The organism is Paenibacillus sp. QJM3NY_38 (assembly GCF_056173265.1).
Genome location: NZ_CM149665.1, coordinates 6,617,501 through 6,633,602, shown reverse-complemented (window position 1 = coordinate 6,633,602; position 16,102 = coordinate 6,617,501). Strand labels below are relative to the sequence as shown.

General features: G+C 49.3%; 9 protein-coding genes. 8 read left to right on the top strand and 1 reads right to left on the bottom strand.

The window, feature by feature from the left end:
- Positions 1 to 60: 60 nt before the first annotated feature.
- The 8 genes from AC0VZ8_RS30935 (at position 61) to AC0VZ8_RS30900 (ending at position 14,530) form a co-directional block, all read left to right on the top strand.
- Complete coding sequence (locus AC0VZ8_RS30935) at positions 61 to 960, top strand: glycosyltransferase family 2 protein (protein ID WP_475485334.1); 900 nt, start codon at positions 61 to 63, stop codon at positions 958 to 960.
- A complete protein-coding gene (locus AC0VZ8_RS30930; protein ID WP_475485333.1) occupies positions 957 to 2,357 on the top strand; it encodes an undecaprenyl-phosphate glucose phosphotransferase in 1,401 nt (466 codons plus the stop codon). The genes AC0VZ8_RS30935 and AC0VZ8_RS30930 overlap by 4 nt, the downstream gene beginning before the upstream one ends.
- A gap of 118 nt (positions 2,358 to 2,475) precedes the next feature.
- A complete protein-coding gene (locus AC0VZ8_RS30925) occupies positions 2,476 to 3,348 on the top strand; it encodes a phosphatidylinositol-specific phospholipase C/glycerophosphodiester phosphodiesterase family protein (RefSeq protein ID WP_475485332.1) in 873 nt (290 codons plus the stop codon).
- Positions 3,349 to 3,771: 423 nt separating this feature from the next.
- On the top strand, positions 3,772 to 4,461 hold the full coding sequence (pcrB, locus tag AC0VZ8_RS30920) for a heptaprenylglyceryl phosphate synthase (protein ID WP_260069247.1): 690 nt from the start codon (positions 3,772 to 3,774) through the stop codon (positions 4,459 to 4,461).
- Between the two features lie 282 nt (positions 4,462 to 4,743).
- Positions 4,744 to 7,074, top strand: a complete 2,331-nt coding sequence (pcrA, locus tag AC0VZ8_RS30915) for a DNA helicase PcrA (RefSeq protein WP_475485331.1) — start codon at positions 4,744 to 4,746, stop codon at positions 7,072 to 7,074.
- A 136-nt stretch (positions 7,075 to 7,210) separates the two neighbouring features.
- Positions 7,211 to 9,226, top strand: coding sequence for an NAD-dependent DNA ligase LigA (gene ligA / locus AC0VZ8_RS30910; RefSeq protein ID WP_475485330.1), 2,016 nt, complete (start codon positions 7,211 to 7,213; stop codon positions 9,224 to 9,226).
- A 360-nt stretch (positions 9,227 to 9,586) separates the two neighbouring features.
- Positions 9,587 to 14,089 carry a S8 family serine peptidase gene (locus AC0VZ8_RS30905; RefSeq protein WP_475485329.1) on the top strand — a complete coding sequence of 1,501 codons (4,503 nt, stop codon included), beginning with the start codon at positions 9,587 to 9,589 and terminating at the stop codon, positions 14,087 to 14,089.
- 249 nt (positions 14,090 to 14,338) lie between these two features.
- On the top strand, positions 14,339 to 14,530 hold the full coding sequence (locus AC0VZ8_RS30900; protein WP_260069243.1) for a hypothetical protein: 192 nt from the start codon (positions 14,339 to 14,341) through the stop codon (positions 14,528 to 14,530).
- 63 nt (positions 14,531 to 14,593) lie between these two features.
- On the opposite strand, the gene AC0VZ8_RS30895 is transcribed toward AC0VZ8_RS30900, so the two are convergent.
- Positions 14,594 to 15,850: an MFS transporter gene (locus tag AC0VZ8_RS30895; RefSeq protein ID WP_475485328.1), complete on the bottom strand. Its 1,257-nt coding sequence runs from the start codon at positions 15,848 to 15,850 to the stop codon at positions 14,594 to 14,596.
- Positions 15,851 to 16,102 lie beyond the last annotated feature (252 nt).

Sequence of the window (16,102 nt, the reverse complement as noted above, 5' to 3'; positions counted from 1 at the left end):
AATGTTTGTCTGTGTTATAATGTTTACACATATAACTATTTTTTCCCAGGAGACTATGCAATGGATGTGAGCATTTTAATTGTCAACTACAATACATGTAAGTTAACGGTTGATTGTTTGCAATCTGTATATGCCTCAACTGATAAATTTACATATGAAGTCATTGTTATAGATAATAATTCTCAAGACAACTCAGTTCAGACAATTAGAGAGCAATATCCGCAGGTGAAATTAATTGTTAATAATCATAATGTTGGTTACGCTAGAGCGAATAATCAAGGATTGAAAATTGCACAAGGACGCTATATGCTTCTCTTAAATTCTGATACGATAATTCAGAAGAATACGATTGAGATAATGGTTGCATTTATGGATCGAAACTTAACCATCGGTGCATCAGGCTGTAAAATTATTCTTCCTAATGGGTCACTAGATAAAGCTTGTAAAAGAGGCTTTCCTACTCCCTCATCTTCCTTCTACTACGCCTTTGGTTTCAGTAGGTTGTTTCCGAATAAACCCCGATTCAATCAATATCAGCTTGGATATCTTGATCCTGACACAGAGTATCCAGTAGATTGTTTAGTTGGAGCGTTCATGATGGTTCGTTTGGAGACATTTAGGGAAGTTGGTGGATTGGATGAGGATTTTTTTATGTATGGAGAAGATATCGACTGGTGCTATCGTATCAAGCAGGCAGGATGGAGTGTCCACTATTATCCACGTACGACGATTGTGCACTATAAAGGTGCCAGCGCTCGTCGTAAACCTTACAAAATTGTTTATGAGTTTCATCGTTCCATGATTCTTTTCTATCGCAAACATTACCGCAAGAGGTACAATATCCTTATAAACGGAGGAGTATATACAGGAATTATTGTGAAAATGTTAATATCACTGCTCATGAATCGCATACGTTCAATAACAAGTGACTCTTACGATGAAGTGAGACCAAAATCATGATTTATAAAAATCAGGTTTTTATGACTAAGTTATTCATGGTCATCGATTTCGTTTTTATCCAACTTTCTTTCCTGTTTGCATGGTGGCTTAAATTCGAGAGCGGCTGGATTATTTATGAAAATCCTCTCCCCTATACAACTTATGCAACATGGAGCTTTGTGTATGGTGGGATAGCTTTGGTTGTTGGAATAATGCTCTCCTTATATTCCTCAAAGAAGAAAAAGAGATTTGTTGATGATTTTATAAAAATATTTCATATCCACTTTATTGGTATGTTTGCTCTTCTTAGCTTAATGTTTTTTGTGAGACAAGTGGATATTTCTCGTTGGTATTTAGCGATATATATGACGCTAATCGTTTTGACGAACATATTTTATCGTTATATTCTTAAAAGATTTGCATACTATTTTCACAAAAAGGGCTACAATCGCCAGTTTGTATTAATTGTTGGAAATGGAACGTTGGGTAAACGCTTCTACGATAACCTGCAATTGTATCCGGAACTTGGTTATGAGGTTATAGGATTCATTGAAGATATACATACGAGTAATGAAAATGAGGGGGAAGATTATAAACCTATTCTCGGTTCGGTCGGCGATCTACATAAGGTGTTAAACGAAAAGCTCGTGGACGAGGTCGTGCTTGCACTTCCGCTAAATGCGCACCACAAATACCCGGAGATCATAGCCGCATGTGAAAAGGCCGGTGTCCGAACGCTGATTATCCCGGACTTTTTCGATTACCTCCCGGCACGGCCGGTGTTTGATAACTTTGCGGGGATGCCGATGATCAACGTGCGTGATATCCCGCTGGATCTAGCGGCAAACCGACTGTTTAAGCGAGCATTCGATATTGTATTCTCCTTAGTAGCGATTATCCTGACCCTGCCGGTGATGATCGGGATTTACCTGGGTATTCGTTTGACTTCTCGGGGACCCATCATTTTCAAGCAGGAGCGGGTCGGGCTGAACCGCCGAAACTTTTATATGTATAAATTCCGTTCGATGAAGCCGCTGCCGGAAGGGGCGCCGGATACGGGCTGGACGGTGGAGAATGATCCTCGCCGCACCAAGTTCGGTTCGTTTCTCCGGAAGACCAGTCTGGATGAGCTGCCGCAGTTCTTTAATGTCCTGTTCGGACATATGAGCGTTGTGGGCCCAAGACCGGAACGACCTTATTACGTTGAACAGTTCAAAGAGGAAATTCCGAAGTATATGGTGAAACACCACGTACGCCCGGGCATCACGGGGTGGGCGCAGAGCAACGGCCTGCGCGGGGATACTTCGATTGAGGAGCGGATCAAGCACGATATTTTCTACATCGAGAATTGGTCCATTCTGTTTGATATCAAAATCATTCTGCGCACGATCCGCAACGGATTTAAGAACGCATACTGATTTTAATGAATGTAGACGTCATTTGGCAGCCGCCAAGTGGCGTTTTTTTGTTTTGCCCACCCTTCAACCGGGTATTTACCTAGCAACAGCGATGAACGAAACAAGGGGTGGGGATACCATGAAACGGATCGCAGCTGTCCTTCTATTATTTTCCGCCATTATGATACTGCTTCTGACTCATCTGGAGTTGGAAGAGGAAGAACCGCAAGGATTCGCGGCCTATCGCCTGATTGCTCATGCCATGGGAAGTATCAGGGAACAGCCCTACACGAACGCCTACGAAGCTATGGTCGTTAACTACGAGCAAGGCACCCGGGTATTCGAGATTGATTTGATGCTGACGGAGGATCGCAAAGTCGCAGCCAGGCACGAGTGGACGGAGAGCATGACACAGCAGCTGGGTCAGAAGGAGAAACTCCCCGAGGATAAGCAGGCGGCCCGCCTGAGCCATGAGGAATTCATTACTACGCCGATTTTGGAGCAATACCAACCGATGGATATTGAGGGGATTATGGATATGATGGAACGTCATCCCGATATCTACATCGTGACGGATACGAAGGAGCAGAAGGACCGGGATATACAGTACCTGTTCGAGGAGATTGTAAACGCTGCTAATGAGAGGAACCCGGCACTTCTGGATCGGGTGGTCATCCAAATATATAATGAGCCGATGCTCGATATGGTCATGGACATCTATCCGTTTAAGTCGATTATCTATACGCTGTATGCCACGCAGGATTCACCCGCCGAGATCACGGCCTTCGTGCAGGAAAACAGCATTGACGCCGTTACCATGCCGGAGTACAAGGTCAGCCCGAACTTCGTAGCCAAGCTGAAGGAAGCGGGTGCCGTGACTTATGTCCATACCATCAATGACACCAACACCGTGAATAGTTATGAAAAATGGGGCGTGTATGGCGTTTACTCGGACCTGCTGACAGAGCCCGAGTTAGAGCAGAACAGCTTGAGATATACCATAAAAAAGTGACTGACATAGTGCTGCACGGCTTATTTTATGTTGCATGGTCCGCCTATGGAATAGGCTTTTCTTCATATATAGTGATGCTGAACATCGAAGTCCGTTGTCTTCCAAAAAGACGCGGACTTTTTCATGCTATCAGAAAGCATAAACTTGGATGCTTGGCCTATTTAATATCACAGAAAGCCACCATCTATATGTCTGGGATTGTGCGTTATGCGGTCTGGGATTGTACGTCGGTAGACGCATTTCTAAACTAGGTATCCGCCAAAATCCCTTTCCAGCGGCGCGGTTCGTATATCGGCTGAACCGATAGATGACAATTACCAAAAAAATGTTCGTATTTTATGCGAACATAAATTGACTTGCTTACCGTGCTAGCATAGACTTATTTTAGTATAATAGTAACCCGTGAACGTGGAGGAATGACGCTTGAAAGAGATGATACAATCCTGGAGGCATGTGTTTAAGCTGGACCCCGACAAGGAGATCGATGACGAGACCCTTGATGCGGTATGTTTGTCAGGAACCGATGCCATTATGGTCGGAGGCTCAACCGGAGTCACTTATGAAAATACCGTGGATTTGCTGTCCCGAGTTCGGCGTTACGAGCTGCCGTGCGTGCAGGAAGTATCCGATCTGGAAGCCGTTGTACCCGGATTTGATCTATATATGGTCCCGATGGTTTTGAATACGCAGGATCCAACCTGGATCATGGGCCGGCATCGCGAAGGAATCGAACGCTACGGGTATATGATCCCGTGGGATCTGGTTGTGACCGAGGGGTATATCGTGTTGAACGAGAATGCCGCGGTGGCGAAGCTGACCGGAGCAGAAACTTCGATTGGAGCGAGCACTGTCGCCGCTTATGCCCAGATTGCGGACAAGCTGATGAATCTGCCGATCGTGTACCTGGAATACAGTGGCGCATATGGGGATATGGAGACCGTCCGTACGGTTCGAAGATCGCTTGATAACGCCCGTTTGTTCTACGGTGGCGGAATAACGAGCGCCCAGCAAGCGACGGAGGCAGCTGCTATCTCTGATACGATCGTTGTTGGCAACGTTGTGTATGATCATCTGGAGCAGGCGCTCGAGACGGTCAAGGCCGTGAAGGGCTGACTTGTCTCTGTTTTAGATCTGCCCGAAAATATAGAGGCGCGTTAAGCCAGCTCAGGCTCTACAATAGTGTTTTCTCCATCTGCCTTGTGACGGTTAAGCATGCATTTATTTTATATTCCATTTAACCAAGCAAGCAGAACTCACAGTGTCTCAGATACAGATATATCTATATTCATTCTCTTTAAATTTTATCTATCAGCCAGACCCTATCCCATTTTTTCGCTTTTCATCGTTAACCAAGTTTCTCCCTTATCAAATCTACACCTATTAGGAGGCAATACTATGCATTCCATTGATATACACGAAGCCGTCAGACGGCTGAATCCACAGCAGCGCCAAGCCGTTGAAGCAACCGACGGACCGCTGCTCATTATGGCAGGTGCCGGCTCCGGTAAGACGCGGGTACTGACACACCGGATCGCGTACCTGATCGCCACTCGCAAAGCTGCACCATGGAGCATCCTGGCGATTACGTTTACGAATAAAGCAGCCCGTGAGATGCAGGAGCGGGTATCCAAGCTGGTCGGCCGGGAAGGTCAGGACATCTGGGTATCGACGTTCCACTCGATGTGCGTGCGGATTTTGCGTAGAGACATTGAACGGATTGGCTTTACATCGAATTTCAGTATTCTAGACTCGACGGATCAGCTGTCCGTTATTCGGAACGTGATGAAGCAGCACAACATCGATCCGAAGAAATTCGAGCCGAAGGCAATTCAAGCGGCCATGAGCGCGGCCAAGAATGAGCTGATCTCCCCGCAGCAGTATGAACAGAAAGCCGGAGACTATTTTGAATCCCTTGTAGCCAAGGTCTACACCGAATACCAGAAGCGCTTGAAGAGCAACAACTCGCTCGATTTTGACGATCTGATCATGACCACGATCCAGCTGTTTAAGGAAGTGCCGGAGGTTCTCGACTTCTACCAGCGGAAGTTCCAGTACATTCACGTGGATGAGTATCAGGATACCAACCGGGCGCAGTACATGCTTTGCCGCATGTTGGCAGACAGCCATCACCGCATCTGCGTTGTCGGGGACAGCGATCAGTCGATCTACCGCTGGCGTGGCGCGGATATCACGAACATCCTGAATTTTGAGCAGGATTATCCCGAGGCGCGGACGATTCTGCTGGAGCAGAATTACCGTTCTACAGCGAATATTTTGAACGCTGCCAACAATGTGATTGGCCTGAACACAGGCCGCAAACCGAAGAATCTGTGGACCGAGCAGGGTGAAGGACCGAAGATCAAGGTGTTCCGTGGAGATACGGAGCATGATGAGGGGTATTTTGTTACCTCGGAAATCAGTAAGAGCATTACCGCCGGCAAAAGCTATCAGGACCACGCGATTCTGTATCGGACCAATGCGCAGTCCCGGGTGATCGAGGAAATTCTGATCAAGTCGGATATTCCGTACCAGATCGTCGGGGGCATCAAGTTCTACGATCGCAAAGAGATTAAGGACCTGCTCGCCTACCTACGCCTGATCTCCAACCCTGACGACGATATCAGTTTAACGCGGATCATTAATGTGCCAAAAAGAAGCATCGGCGACACGACCGTCGCGAAGCTGGCTGCTGCAGCCGCAGAGCGGGGCATCTCAATTTTCCGGGTACTGGAAATCGTGGACGACCTCGGCTTTGCCGGACGGACGCGCAATGCGCTGGTGAGCTTCTACGACATGATTGCCGCGCTCAGCCGAATGGTTGAGTTTCTGTCGGTCACCGAGCTTACGGAAAAAATACTGGAAATGTCCGAGTACCGGCTCGAGCTGCAAAACGAGAATACGATCGAATCCAGATCCCGCCTTGAGAACATCGACGAGTTTCTGTCGGTTACGCAAGAGTTCGAGAAGAACAACGAGGATAAATCGCTCATCTCCTTCCTCACGGATCTTGCGCTGATCGCGGACATCGACTCGATGAACGATGACGAAGAAGATCGTGACGACGCTGTCGTGCTCATGACCATGCACAGTGCCAAAGGTCTGGAGTTCCCTGTCGTGTTCATCATCGGCATGGAGGAAGGAGTATTCCCGCATAGCCGTGCCTTCATGGATAACGAAGAGCTGGAAGAGGAACGCCGACTTGCTTATGTAGGCATCACGCGCGCCGAGAAGCAGTTGTTCCTATCCTGTGCACGTATGCGTACCTTATTTGGCCGCACGACGGCGAACATGCCTTCGAGATTCCTGGAGGAAATCCCGGAAGAGCTGAAGGAAGACACCCAGATGGCACATGACCGATACCGCCGCGGCGGCGGTAGCAATGTGGGCGGATCTTACGCAGGTCGCGGCTTCGGCGGAGGCGGAGGCAGCAACTTTGGCGGCGGCCGCAGCGTGGACCTCTCCCTCAGCGGATCGACCGCTTCCGCGCAAGCTGCGCCGAAGAGCCGGGTGACGATGACAACTGGTGCGTCATCCCGTCCGGCTGCGGCTTCGGGCAGTGGGGAATTTAAAGCCGGCGACAAAGTGGCCCATGGCAAATGGGGAACCGGTACGATCGTAGCGGTAAAAGGTAGTGGCAACGACATGGAATTGCAGATTGCATTCCCGGCGCCTGTGGGCGTGAAACGTCTGCTTGCCGGCTTCGCGCCGATTACGAAGGTGGAATAACCGCGGGTGATGGCGGTTGCTCATTTTTAAGAGCAGGATGTTTGGACAACAATGTAATACAATGATTAAACGACAGTCCACATAACGTAACGCAACTTATTATGGCCTTATATTATTGAAGGAGGATTGCCCCTGCATGGATTTCAAGGAAAAGATGGAGAAGCTCATTGCGGAGCTGAACAATTACAATTACCATTACTACACGCTGGATCAGCTGCTTGTAAGCGACAAGGAATATGACGCCCTGTACGACCAGCTGGTAGCGTTGGAGGCCGAGACCGGAGTGACGCTTCCGGATTCTCCGACCCAGCGGGTGGGCGGGGAGATTCTGAAGGGTTTTGCCCCGCACCGCCATTTGGCTCCGTTATGGAGTCTCGATAAAGCCCAGAACATCGAGCAGCTCCGTACCTGGCATGATCGCGTGGTCAGGCTGGTCAATGACTATAATACGAAGAATCCCGGCAATCCTCTCAAGGCGCCTTGTTATGCACTGGAGCTGAAGTTTGACGGGCTCACGCTGAATCTGACCTATCAGGACGGCAAGCTGGTTCAGGCGTCAACACGGGGCAACGGTGCAGTTGGCGAAGGTATTTTGGCTCAGGTGAAAACCATCAAGTCGGTGCCGATGACGATCCCGTACACGGCAGGTACGATTGAAGTACAGGGCGAAGGTATCATGAACCTGTCCGTGCTGGACAAATACAATCAAACCGCGGCCGAGCCGCTCAAGAACGCGCGTAATGCCGCCGCAGGGGCGCTCCGCAATCTCAATCCCAAGGTAACGGCCGAGCGTAAGCTGAACGCTTACTTCTATAATGTAGGTTATTCGGATGGAATCACCTTTGCCGATCACAAGGAGATGATGGATTTCCTGCGCGAGAACCGGCTCAAGGTCAATCCGTACATTTTCTATTTTGAACAGTTTGATGATGTAATGGAGCAATTGGCCGATATCGAGAAACGCCGTACCGAACTCGATTACCTCATTGACGGAGCGGTGGTGAAGGTGACCGATTTCCGCATCCGCGAGGCTCTTGGATATACCGATAAGTTCCCCCGCTGGGCAGTCGCTTATAAATTCGAAGCGGAAGAAACCACGACCGTGCTGCAGTCGGTAACCTGGAATGTGGGGCGGACCGGAAAAATCACGCCGTTAGCGCGTGTAGAGCCTGTTGAGCTTGCCGGGGTCACGGTGCAAAATTGTACGCTGAACAATATCGGGGATATTGAGCGCAAGAACCTCAAGTTCGCACTGGGCTCCCGAGTCTTCATTCGCCGTTCGAATGACGTTATTCCCGAGATCCTCGGCAAAGTAACGGAGGAGCAGGACGGAGAAGAGATCCTGTATCCGGAACAGTGTCCATCCTGCGGATTCCCGCTGGAGCAGCGCGGCGCCCACCTCTTCTGCAACAACAAGACGGGGTGCAAGCCGCAAATCGTGGCTCGGATCACGCATTTTGCCTCCAGGGACGCCATGGACATTGAAACGTTCAGCGATAAAACCGCGATCCAGTTATATGATGAACTGGGTGTAAGAGAACCGGCTGATCTTTATACGCTGTCGTTTGACAGTTTGCTGAAGCTGGAGCGCTTCGGCGAGAAAAAAGCCCAGAATCTGCTGGATGCCATCGAGAAGAGCAAGGAGCGGGATCTTGCATCGTTCCTCTTTGCACTGGGTATCCCGAATACCGGCAAATCCACAACCAAAATGCTGGCCGATCACTACCGTGATCTGCACCGCGTGATGGCGGCGACCGCAGAAGAATTGGTCGAGCTGCCGGACGTGGGCGGCATCGTGGCCGAAAGCATCGCTGGATACTTCGCGGACCCGTTTGCCCAAGCAAGCATTCAGAAGATGCTCTCGCTGGGTGTCCAAGCGAAAGCGCCAGAAGCACCGAAGCCGCTCAGCACGGATTCCTACTTCAGCGGCAAAACGGTGGTGCTGACAGGCACCCTCCATCTGCTGACCCGCGAAGAGGCAACCGAACGCTTGGAAGCGCTCGGCGCCAAAGTCACCGGCAGCGTGTCCAAGAAAACCGACCTCCTCATTGCAGGCGAAAAAGCAGGCAGCAAGCTGGCGAAAGCCCAGCAGCTCGGCATCGACATTCTGGAGGATGAAGAAGAGTTCGTGCGATTGCTAGACGAATCATAATACAACTTGGATATATCTTGCAGAATCAGTTGCAACTCCATGTGAACCGAGGCTATCGATGCCTCGGTTTTTCTTTTTCCCCGGTTCCCTGACTTCTCCCTTACTTGCGATGTAAGCCATATTTTCTATGAATCTATGACGTTTTCGACCATTCGCCAAAAGCTCCTAAACATTCGACTGAATTTAACAAAAGCATACAGAAAAGGATGAAGGAATCTAATTTTTGATTCTAGAATAATTTACCACGGGTCAGTCTTATGCGGAAAGGAGTGGATACCATCGTTAGGCAGCGCAGATATGCTGATGACATCCCAGACCCTAATGTGATTGGGAAATCTATCTTATGGGAGGGGCAAAGCCTTGAGTAAAAAGTTATGGTCCGCACTACTAAGTTTTGTATTAACGCTATCACTCGTTGCACCAGCGGCTGGGGCCGCTCCGTCAGAACGGCAGATCGAGCTGGACAATCAGCTCAGCGCCGATGAAGCTGGGCAGATAAAGGATATTCTGAAACAGCGAGCTAAGCTTGCGGAGTTTCCGGTGCTTGATCAAAGTCTGCAGAGATCTGCCGGGGGTCCTACAAGAGTCATTGTAGAGCTGTCTACTGAGCCGGTGGCCTTAGCCAAAGGGCTTTCCTCTATTCAGGGTCAATCCTTTAGTTCTTCCGCAGAGGCGAAGGTTGAGGCACAGGTGCAATTGGAGCAGCAAACTTTTATACGCAGCCTGAGCACGAAGAATATAACGCACGAAATTTCGGAGCAATATAGTTACGCATTCAACGGAGTGTCCATGGAGATCGACGGCAGCAAGGTTGAAGCGCTGCTTGATCTCCCTGGCGTTCTAGGCGTATATCCCGATCTGGAGGTAACGGTTGGACCGAAGGGCGAAGTGAATCCATACATGAAGGATACGGGGCCGTTCATCGGTGCTCCGGAAGTATGGGATCTCGGTTATACAGGTAAAGGCATTAAAGTAGGCGTTATCGATACGGGTATTGATTACGTACACCCTGTTTTGAAGGATGCTTATAAGGGTGGATATGATTTCGTAGACAATGATAACGATCCCTATGAGACGACTCCGCTCGACTGGGAGAATGACCCTTCCAATCCCCCACAGGTCGATGACAGGGGGAGTACGTATTGGACGGATCACGGAACGCATGTAGCGGGTACCATCGGGGCCCGTGATGCCGGCGAATATGGAGTCGTGGGCATTGCGCCGGAAGCGGATATCTATGCTTACCGTGTTCTTGGGCCATACGGAAGCGGCTATTCCAGCTGGGTACTGGGTGGTATTGACCGTTCCGTTCAGGACGGAATGGATATAATCAACCTCTCGCTGGGCAATTCACGCAATGATCCGGACTATGTGACGTCCGTAGCACTCAATAATGCTGCGCTGGCCGGTGTCACCCCAGTCGTTGCAAGCGGCAATTCGGGGCCTAACCGCTGGACGGTTGGCTCGCCGGGGGCGGCGGCTTTTCCGATTACGGTAGGAAACTCAACGGGCCCAAGTGACGAAATTGCGGCAACAGCGCACTTTTTCACGGATTCGGAATTGCCGGGTGAGCCAATTGATAACAATGAGGGTCCGTTGGAGCTTGGAGCTGAGCCGACACATCCCGTTACGCCTGAAGAGCAGACGGATGTAGGAGCGCAGGCAGATGAAGCCGCTGGGCCAACATCGACGGATGACACCGCTGCTATGGGTGAGACGGAGCCTTCCGTCGATACGGAGCAAGATCTAGAGCCGGCTTTACCGAATGAAGGAGCTGGAGAGGAGCCGGTCACGGAAGAGGAAGCTGTTGAACCTGTCAAGGATAAGGAACTGCCCTCGGCAGACGATGCCGCTCCGATCACGGTGTCAGATGCAACGTATAAGCTTGAATTAATGGCCTGGAATCTGGCCGAAGATCCTGAAGTTGCCCTGGATGGCGATTTCGAACTGGTTTATGCGGATCTGGGTAAGCCAGAGGATTTCGCAGATAAAGATGTTGCAGGCAAAATCGCATTGATTAAACGCGGCGAAATTGCCTTCGTCGAAAAAATTGCCAATGCTAAGGCGGCAGGCGCGAAGGGTGTTATTGTGTTCAACCAGAACCCTGGACCTATCGGTGTGTTGCTTGGAGACAGTTTTGCCTTCATTCCAACCTTTAGTATGAGCAAAGAAGACGGGGATTATATCAAATCGCTGCTCGATGCCAACCCGAATATGAAAGTGAATTTTACGGATTTTATCAAGAACCGAACCGCAGGCGATGAAATCAATGATTCCAGCTCCCGCGGCCCGGCTAAAAAGACGCTGGACATTAAACCTGACGTGGTTGCACCGGGAACCAGCATTTTGTCATCCATTCCGGCGTACGGTAGGGACATTGCCGATGCAGATTACAGTCAATCCTATGATCGCTTCACGGGCACCAGTATGGCATCCCCGCATGTGGCAGGGCTTGCAGCTCTCATATTGGAGAAGCACAACGACTGGACTCCATTCGACGTCAAAGTCGCAATGATGAATAACGCCAAAGTGCTGAATACCGAATCCTACGATGTAACGGATCAAGGAGCCGGGCGCGTACAAGCACTTAATACCATCCAGGCAGAGGCTCTGGTGAAGGTCTTGGACAAGACCTCGTATCAGGAGAACGGAACAAGTAAAGAGCAGGATAACATTACGGGAAGCATCAACTTCGGTAATTTCACGGGCAAAGCTGCCAAGACCGTTCAGAAAAAAATAAAGGTAGAGAGTATTGGAAATGCGGGCGGGACTTTTAACGTGGAAATCAATAACACACAGGTCACGCCGGGAGTAAGTGTTACAACCGATAAAAGCACCTTCACCCTAAACGGTCAAGAAGAGGTCACAATAACCCTTCAAGTGCCGGAAGGGATAGAGGGCGTATCAGAACAACAAGGGTATATTACCTTTACGAATGGAGCCTACACCTATTCAGTTCCTTACGTTGCGTACTTTAACCTTGAGATCACAGGTGTGAAATATACAAAAGCCTACAGTGACAAAGAGAATTACTTACCGCATGTTCCGTTGACCGTGACGGGTGAATTGGGCAAGCTCAACCTGGCTTTCGAATTTTACAATCCGATGCAGATCGTCATTGTGGACTTGTATGACAGTCTTAATCCGGGCGCGGGTGTTGACGGCGACGGTATTATCGGCCAAATATTCGGAGGGGAAGCCTATTTTGATGCGAACACCTCGTTTACGATCGGCTGGAACGGGAAGTATGCCGATTATGAGACCGAGAAAGAGGTAGAGGTTCAGGACGGTCTGTACTCGATAGAGCTTTTATCCCTTGGTACGGATGGAATCGTTTATTCCGATTATGCAACTGTTCCATTCTTCGTTAAAACCAAAGCACCAATCATTAACACGAGCGCGGATGTCAAAATTTCTGGCAAGAGTAATCCTGCATTAACCGGCACGGTCGATGATCTCTATGTAACGGCTGTTCCGGCTCTGTGGGATGAGTGGGCAATTGATTTTGATGTGAGCGAATGGCTGGATGCCAGCTATGTCATTAAAAGAGCTAACAAAACGGTCGCCAAGCAAGGTGCCTTTGATGTTGAACAGGATGGTGCATTTAACATTGCCTTAGACGGATTGTCTTCTGGCAACTATACCGTTGAGCTTTCCGTTAAGGACCGTCAAGGACTTCAAGGAACGGCTTCCGTATCTTTGCAGTTGACGGGCGCGCCTGGACCAGGGAATCCGGATCCAGGTAACCCAGGTGGCGGTTCTGGAGGAGGCGGTGGAGGCGGCTCGTCCTCCGGTGGGGGATCCACAGGAACTCCAACCACTCCGACTCCTGAAGTTTCAGGGGATGCCAAAGTAACCACGAAGAAAAATGCAGATGGTACCGAGTCTGCAACGGCCGCTCTGTCTGAAGCAGCGGTTACAGCAGGAATTACCGGAGACGGCAAGGAAGTGAAGCTGGATGTATCGAAGCTTGATTTCAGCAAATATAGCGATGTAGCCCTTACCCTCGGTAAGGCTGCCGTGGATAAACTGAAAGCATCCGGCAAACCGCTTGTTATTGCGGGTAACGGATTTAGCCTGACGGTTCCTGCTGATGCCTTGGATGATTTCACAACGAGCAGCGGATTCAGCTTAGCGGTTTCCGTAGCTGCAAGCAAAGCGGGATCCGGAAACACATTGAACGCTGTATCCCCGATCGTTTCGGTTAAACACGGAGACAAGTTTAAACATCCGCTTTTGCTGACATTGAACTATGACCCAACAAAAGTGAAGGATGCGCGCAAGGTAGGTGCCTACGTGCAGTCGGAAAAAGGAGACCTGCAATTCGCTGGATTGCTGCAATCGACTGCGCGTGGATCGATCACGTTCCGTGTTAACGGTCCAGGTTCATATGTGGCTGCCGAGAATAACGTGACCTTTAACGACATCGTCAGCCACTGGGCTAAGGATGAGATCGAGGTTGCTGCCTCGCAGCATATCACGAACGGTACAGGTGCAGGCCGGTTCTCGCCAAATAATGCAGTGACTCGCGCCGAATTTGCGACGCTGCTTGATCGTATTTTTGAAACAGGCATCGATTGGGAAACACGCAGCAAAGAAGCGGGAGCGAAAAATCCGCTGACCCGTGAGGATATGGTGGTCATGATTGCGGAAGCGCTGAAGATTGATTCCGATGCAGGCTCCTTGTCATTCAATGACAATAACTTAATCTCTGAGGATGCACGTGCGGCCGTAGCCTTTGCTGTGAAGGAAGGTCTGGTGAAGGGAGTGAATGGCAACCGCTTCGGACCGGGTGAGACTTCCACTCGGGCTCAGGTATCTGTGATTGTGTACCGTTTGCTGGATTATCTGAACAAAATCTAATGAAGGCGAAGCTATTTCAACTAAAATACAATTGTAAGTGAACAAAAGAGGAGCTGCTCTATGTCATGCGAATTGACGGGGCATCTCCTTTTTTTATATGCGCTTGCTTTGATACATCAATACGTCAACGCTAACATCCTTGCTGCCTTTTAAGGAGGTCCCGTTTTATTCGAACCATCAACAAAAATATTGATTAGACAACCTGTAATGTATAATATGCTTGTGAAATCAGGTGAAGGGAGGATAGGGATGAGATATAGCACTGTCTTCTATATAACCATTGGAATAGTTCTATTTTTTATTATGGTTACCGTGCTCGGGGATATCGCGGCTGAGGATGCTGCTGGAATGATTCGCATGAGCATCGAATGGCTGACGAAGTACGTGCTCCCATGGATATTCCTGTACTGGTTCATTAAACTTGTCAGAAAAATAAAGTGAAAAGACACTCACCGCTTGCACGTATTGTGCAGCACGATGAGTGTCTTTTTCCCATAATCTCGATTATTCCTTCGACCACTGGTCCAGCTTATCATCACCGGGAAGAAGCAGGGCAAGCAGACCAAGCAGTGGTAAGAAGCCGATCGCGATCATAACATTGCCGATTCCCCAAGCATCCCCGAGATTACCGAGCACAAGCGAACCGACCCCGCCCATGCCAAAAGCAAACCCGGTAATCAGCCCGGATACCGTACCGATATTGCCCGGATGCAGCATTTGGGCATATACGACGGTGACCGAGAAACTGGACAATAGAACAAAGCCGCCGATCAGCAGCAATACAGCCGCCCAGAACGGGGAGGCGAACGGCAGAATCAACGCAATGGGTGCTGTGCCGATCATGGAGAGCATGATCATGTTGCGGCGGCCAAAGCGGTCGGCCAGCGGACCGCCGAAGAAGGTACCCACAGCTCCGGATGCGAGAAATAGAAAAATATAAATCTGAGCGTTATCAATCGTGATCTTGTACGCATCCATGAGGTAGAACGCATAATAGCTGCTAATGGCTGCGCCATACCAGGAGCGGATAAACACGAGAATGACGAGAACCAGCGTTGCATTGCGTACGCTTTTGCGACGCGCGGGATCAAGCGTGCGTCCTGCAGCTTTCTTTTTAAACGTGTAACCAGCTTTCAGCATGCCGTGATACCAATGGGCAACATAGGATTGCACGATGATACCAGCCGCGGCAACGAAGGTGAAGCCAATCGCGCCAAACTGTCCGAACGGTACGAAAATGTATCGAGTCAGGAGCGGAGCAAGTGATTGCCCGGCATTGCCTCCTACTTGAAAGATCGATTGGGATAACCCTTTTCGCATACCTGCAGCCATATGAGCCACCCGCATTCCTTCAGGGTGAAAGGTCGCCGAGCCTAATCCGATCAGAACGACCGCGAACAGAACAAGGATATATGTATGTGCATACGCAAGAATGAATACGCCTGCAAACGTGAAACACATACCGATCGGAAGCAGAATGGGTGTCGGTCTTCGATCCGCAGCATACCCGATAACCGGCTGGATAATGGATGAAGTAAAATTAATGGCAAAGGAGATCCAGCCGATCTGCGTAAAGGTAAGCAGTAGGTTATCCTTTAATATAGGAAAGATAGCAGGGATCACGGACTGGATCGAATCATTAAACAAATGAACGAAACTGATGGCGATTAGAATTTTATATACGGTAGCCTGATTTGCCTCTCCGTGCGCAGGACTTGGAGTATCTGTGGGCTTTTGGAGAGCGATGCTTTTGTCTGCCATTCGGCGAACTCCTTTCTTATGTATGTAGTCGGGCTTCGGAAAAAGCGATGAACTAACCTTAAAACCTTTTCTATAGGAAATCAATTACATTTCGAGATGATACTTCATGAATTTAAAGTCTACGATGGAGCAAATTTAAAGCAAGGTCGCCGGCAGGCAGGGTTAGATATCGTTCTCTATAAGGTATAAATCTTGATAGGAACGATGTTATGCGAAACTTTACATATTTTCTTTTAAAAATGCTTGCTATAT

Coding starts and splice junctions, on each gene's coding strand:
- AC0VZ8_RS30895 (WP_475485328.1), bottom strand. CDS start 15,850: ATGGCAGACAAAAGCATCGCTCTCCAAAAGCCCACAGATACTCCAAGT.
- ligA (WP_475485330.1), top strand. CDS start 7,211: ATGGATTTCAAGGAAAAGATGGAGAAGCTCATTGCGGAGCTGAACAAT.
- AC0VZ8_RS30930 (WP_475485333.1), top strand. CDS start 957: ATGATTTATAAAAATCAGGTTTTTATGACTAAGTTATTCATGGTCATC.
- AC0VZ8_RS30925 (WP_475485332.1), top strand. CDS start 2,476: ATGAAACGGATCGCAGCTGTCCTTCTATTATTTTCCGCCATTATGATA.
- AC0VZ8_RS30935 (WP_475485334.1), top strand. CDS start 61: ATGGATGTGAGCATTTTAATTGTCAACTACAATACATGTAAGTTAACG.
- AC0VZ8_RS30900 (WP_260069243.1), top strand. CDS start 14,339: ATGAGATATAGCACTGTCTTCTATATAACCATTGGAATAGTTCTATTT.
- pcrA (WP_475485331.1), top strand. CDS start 4,744: ATGCATTCCATTGATATACACGAAGCCGTCAGACGGCTGAATCCACAG.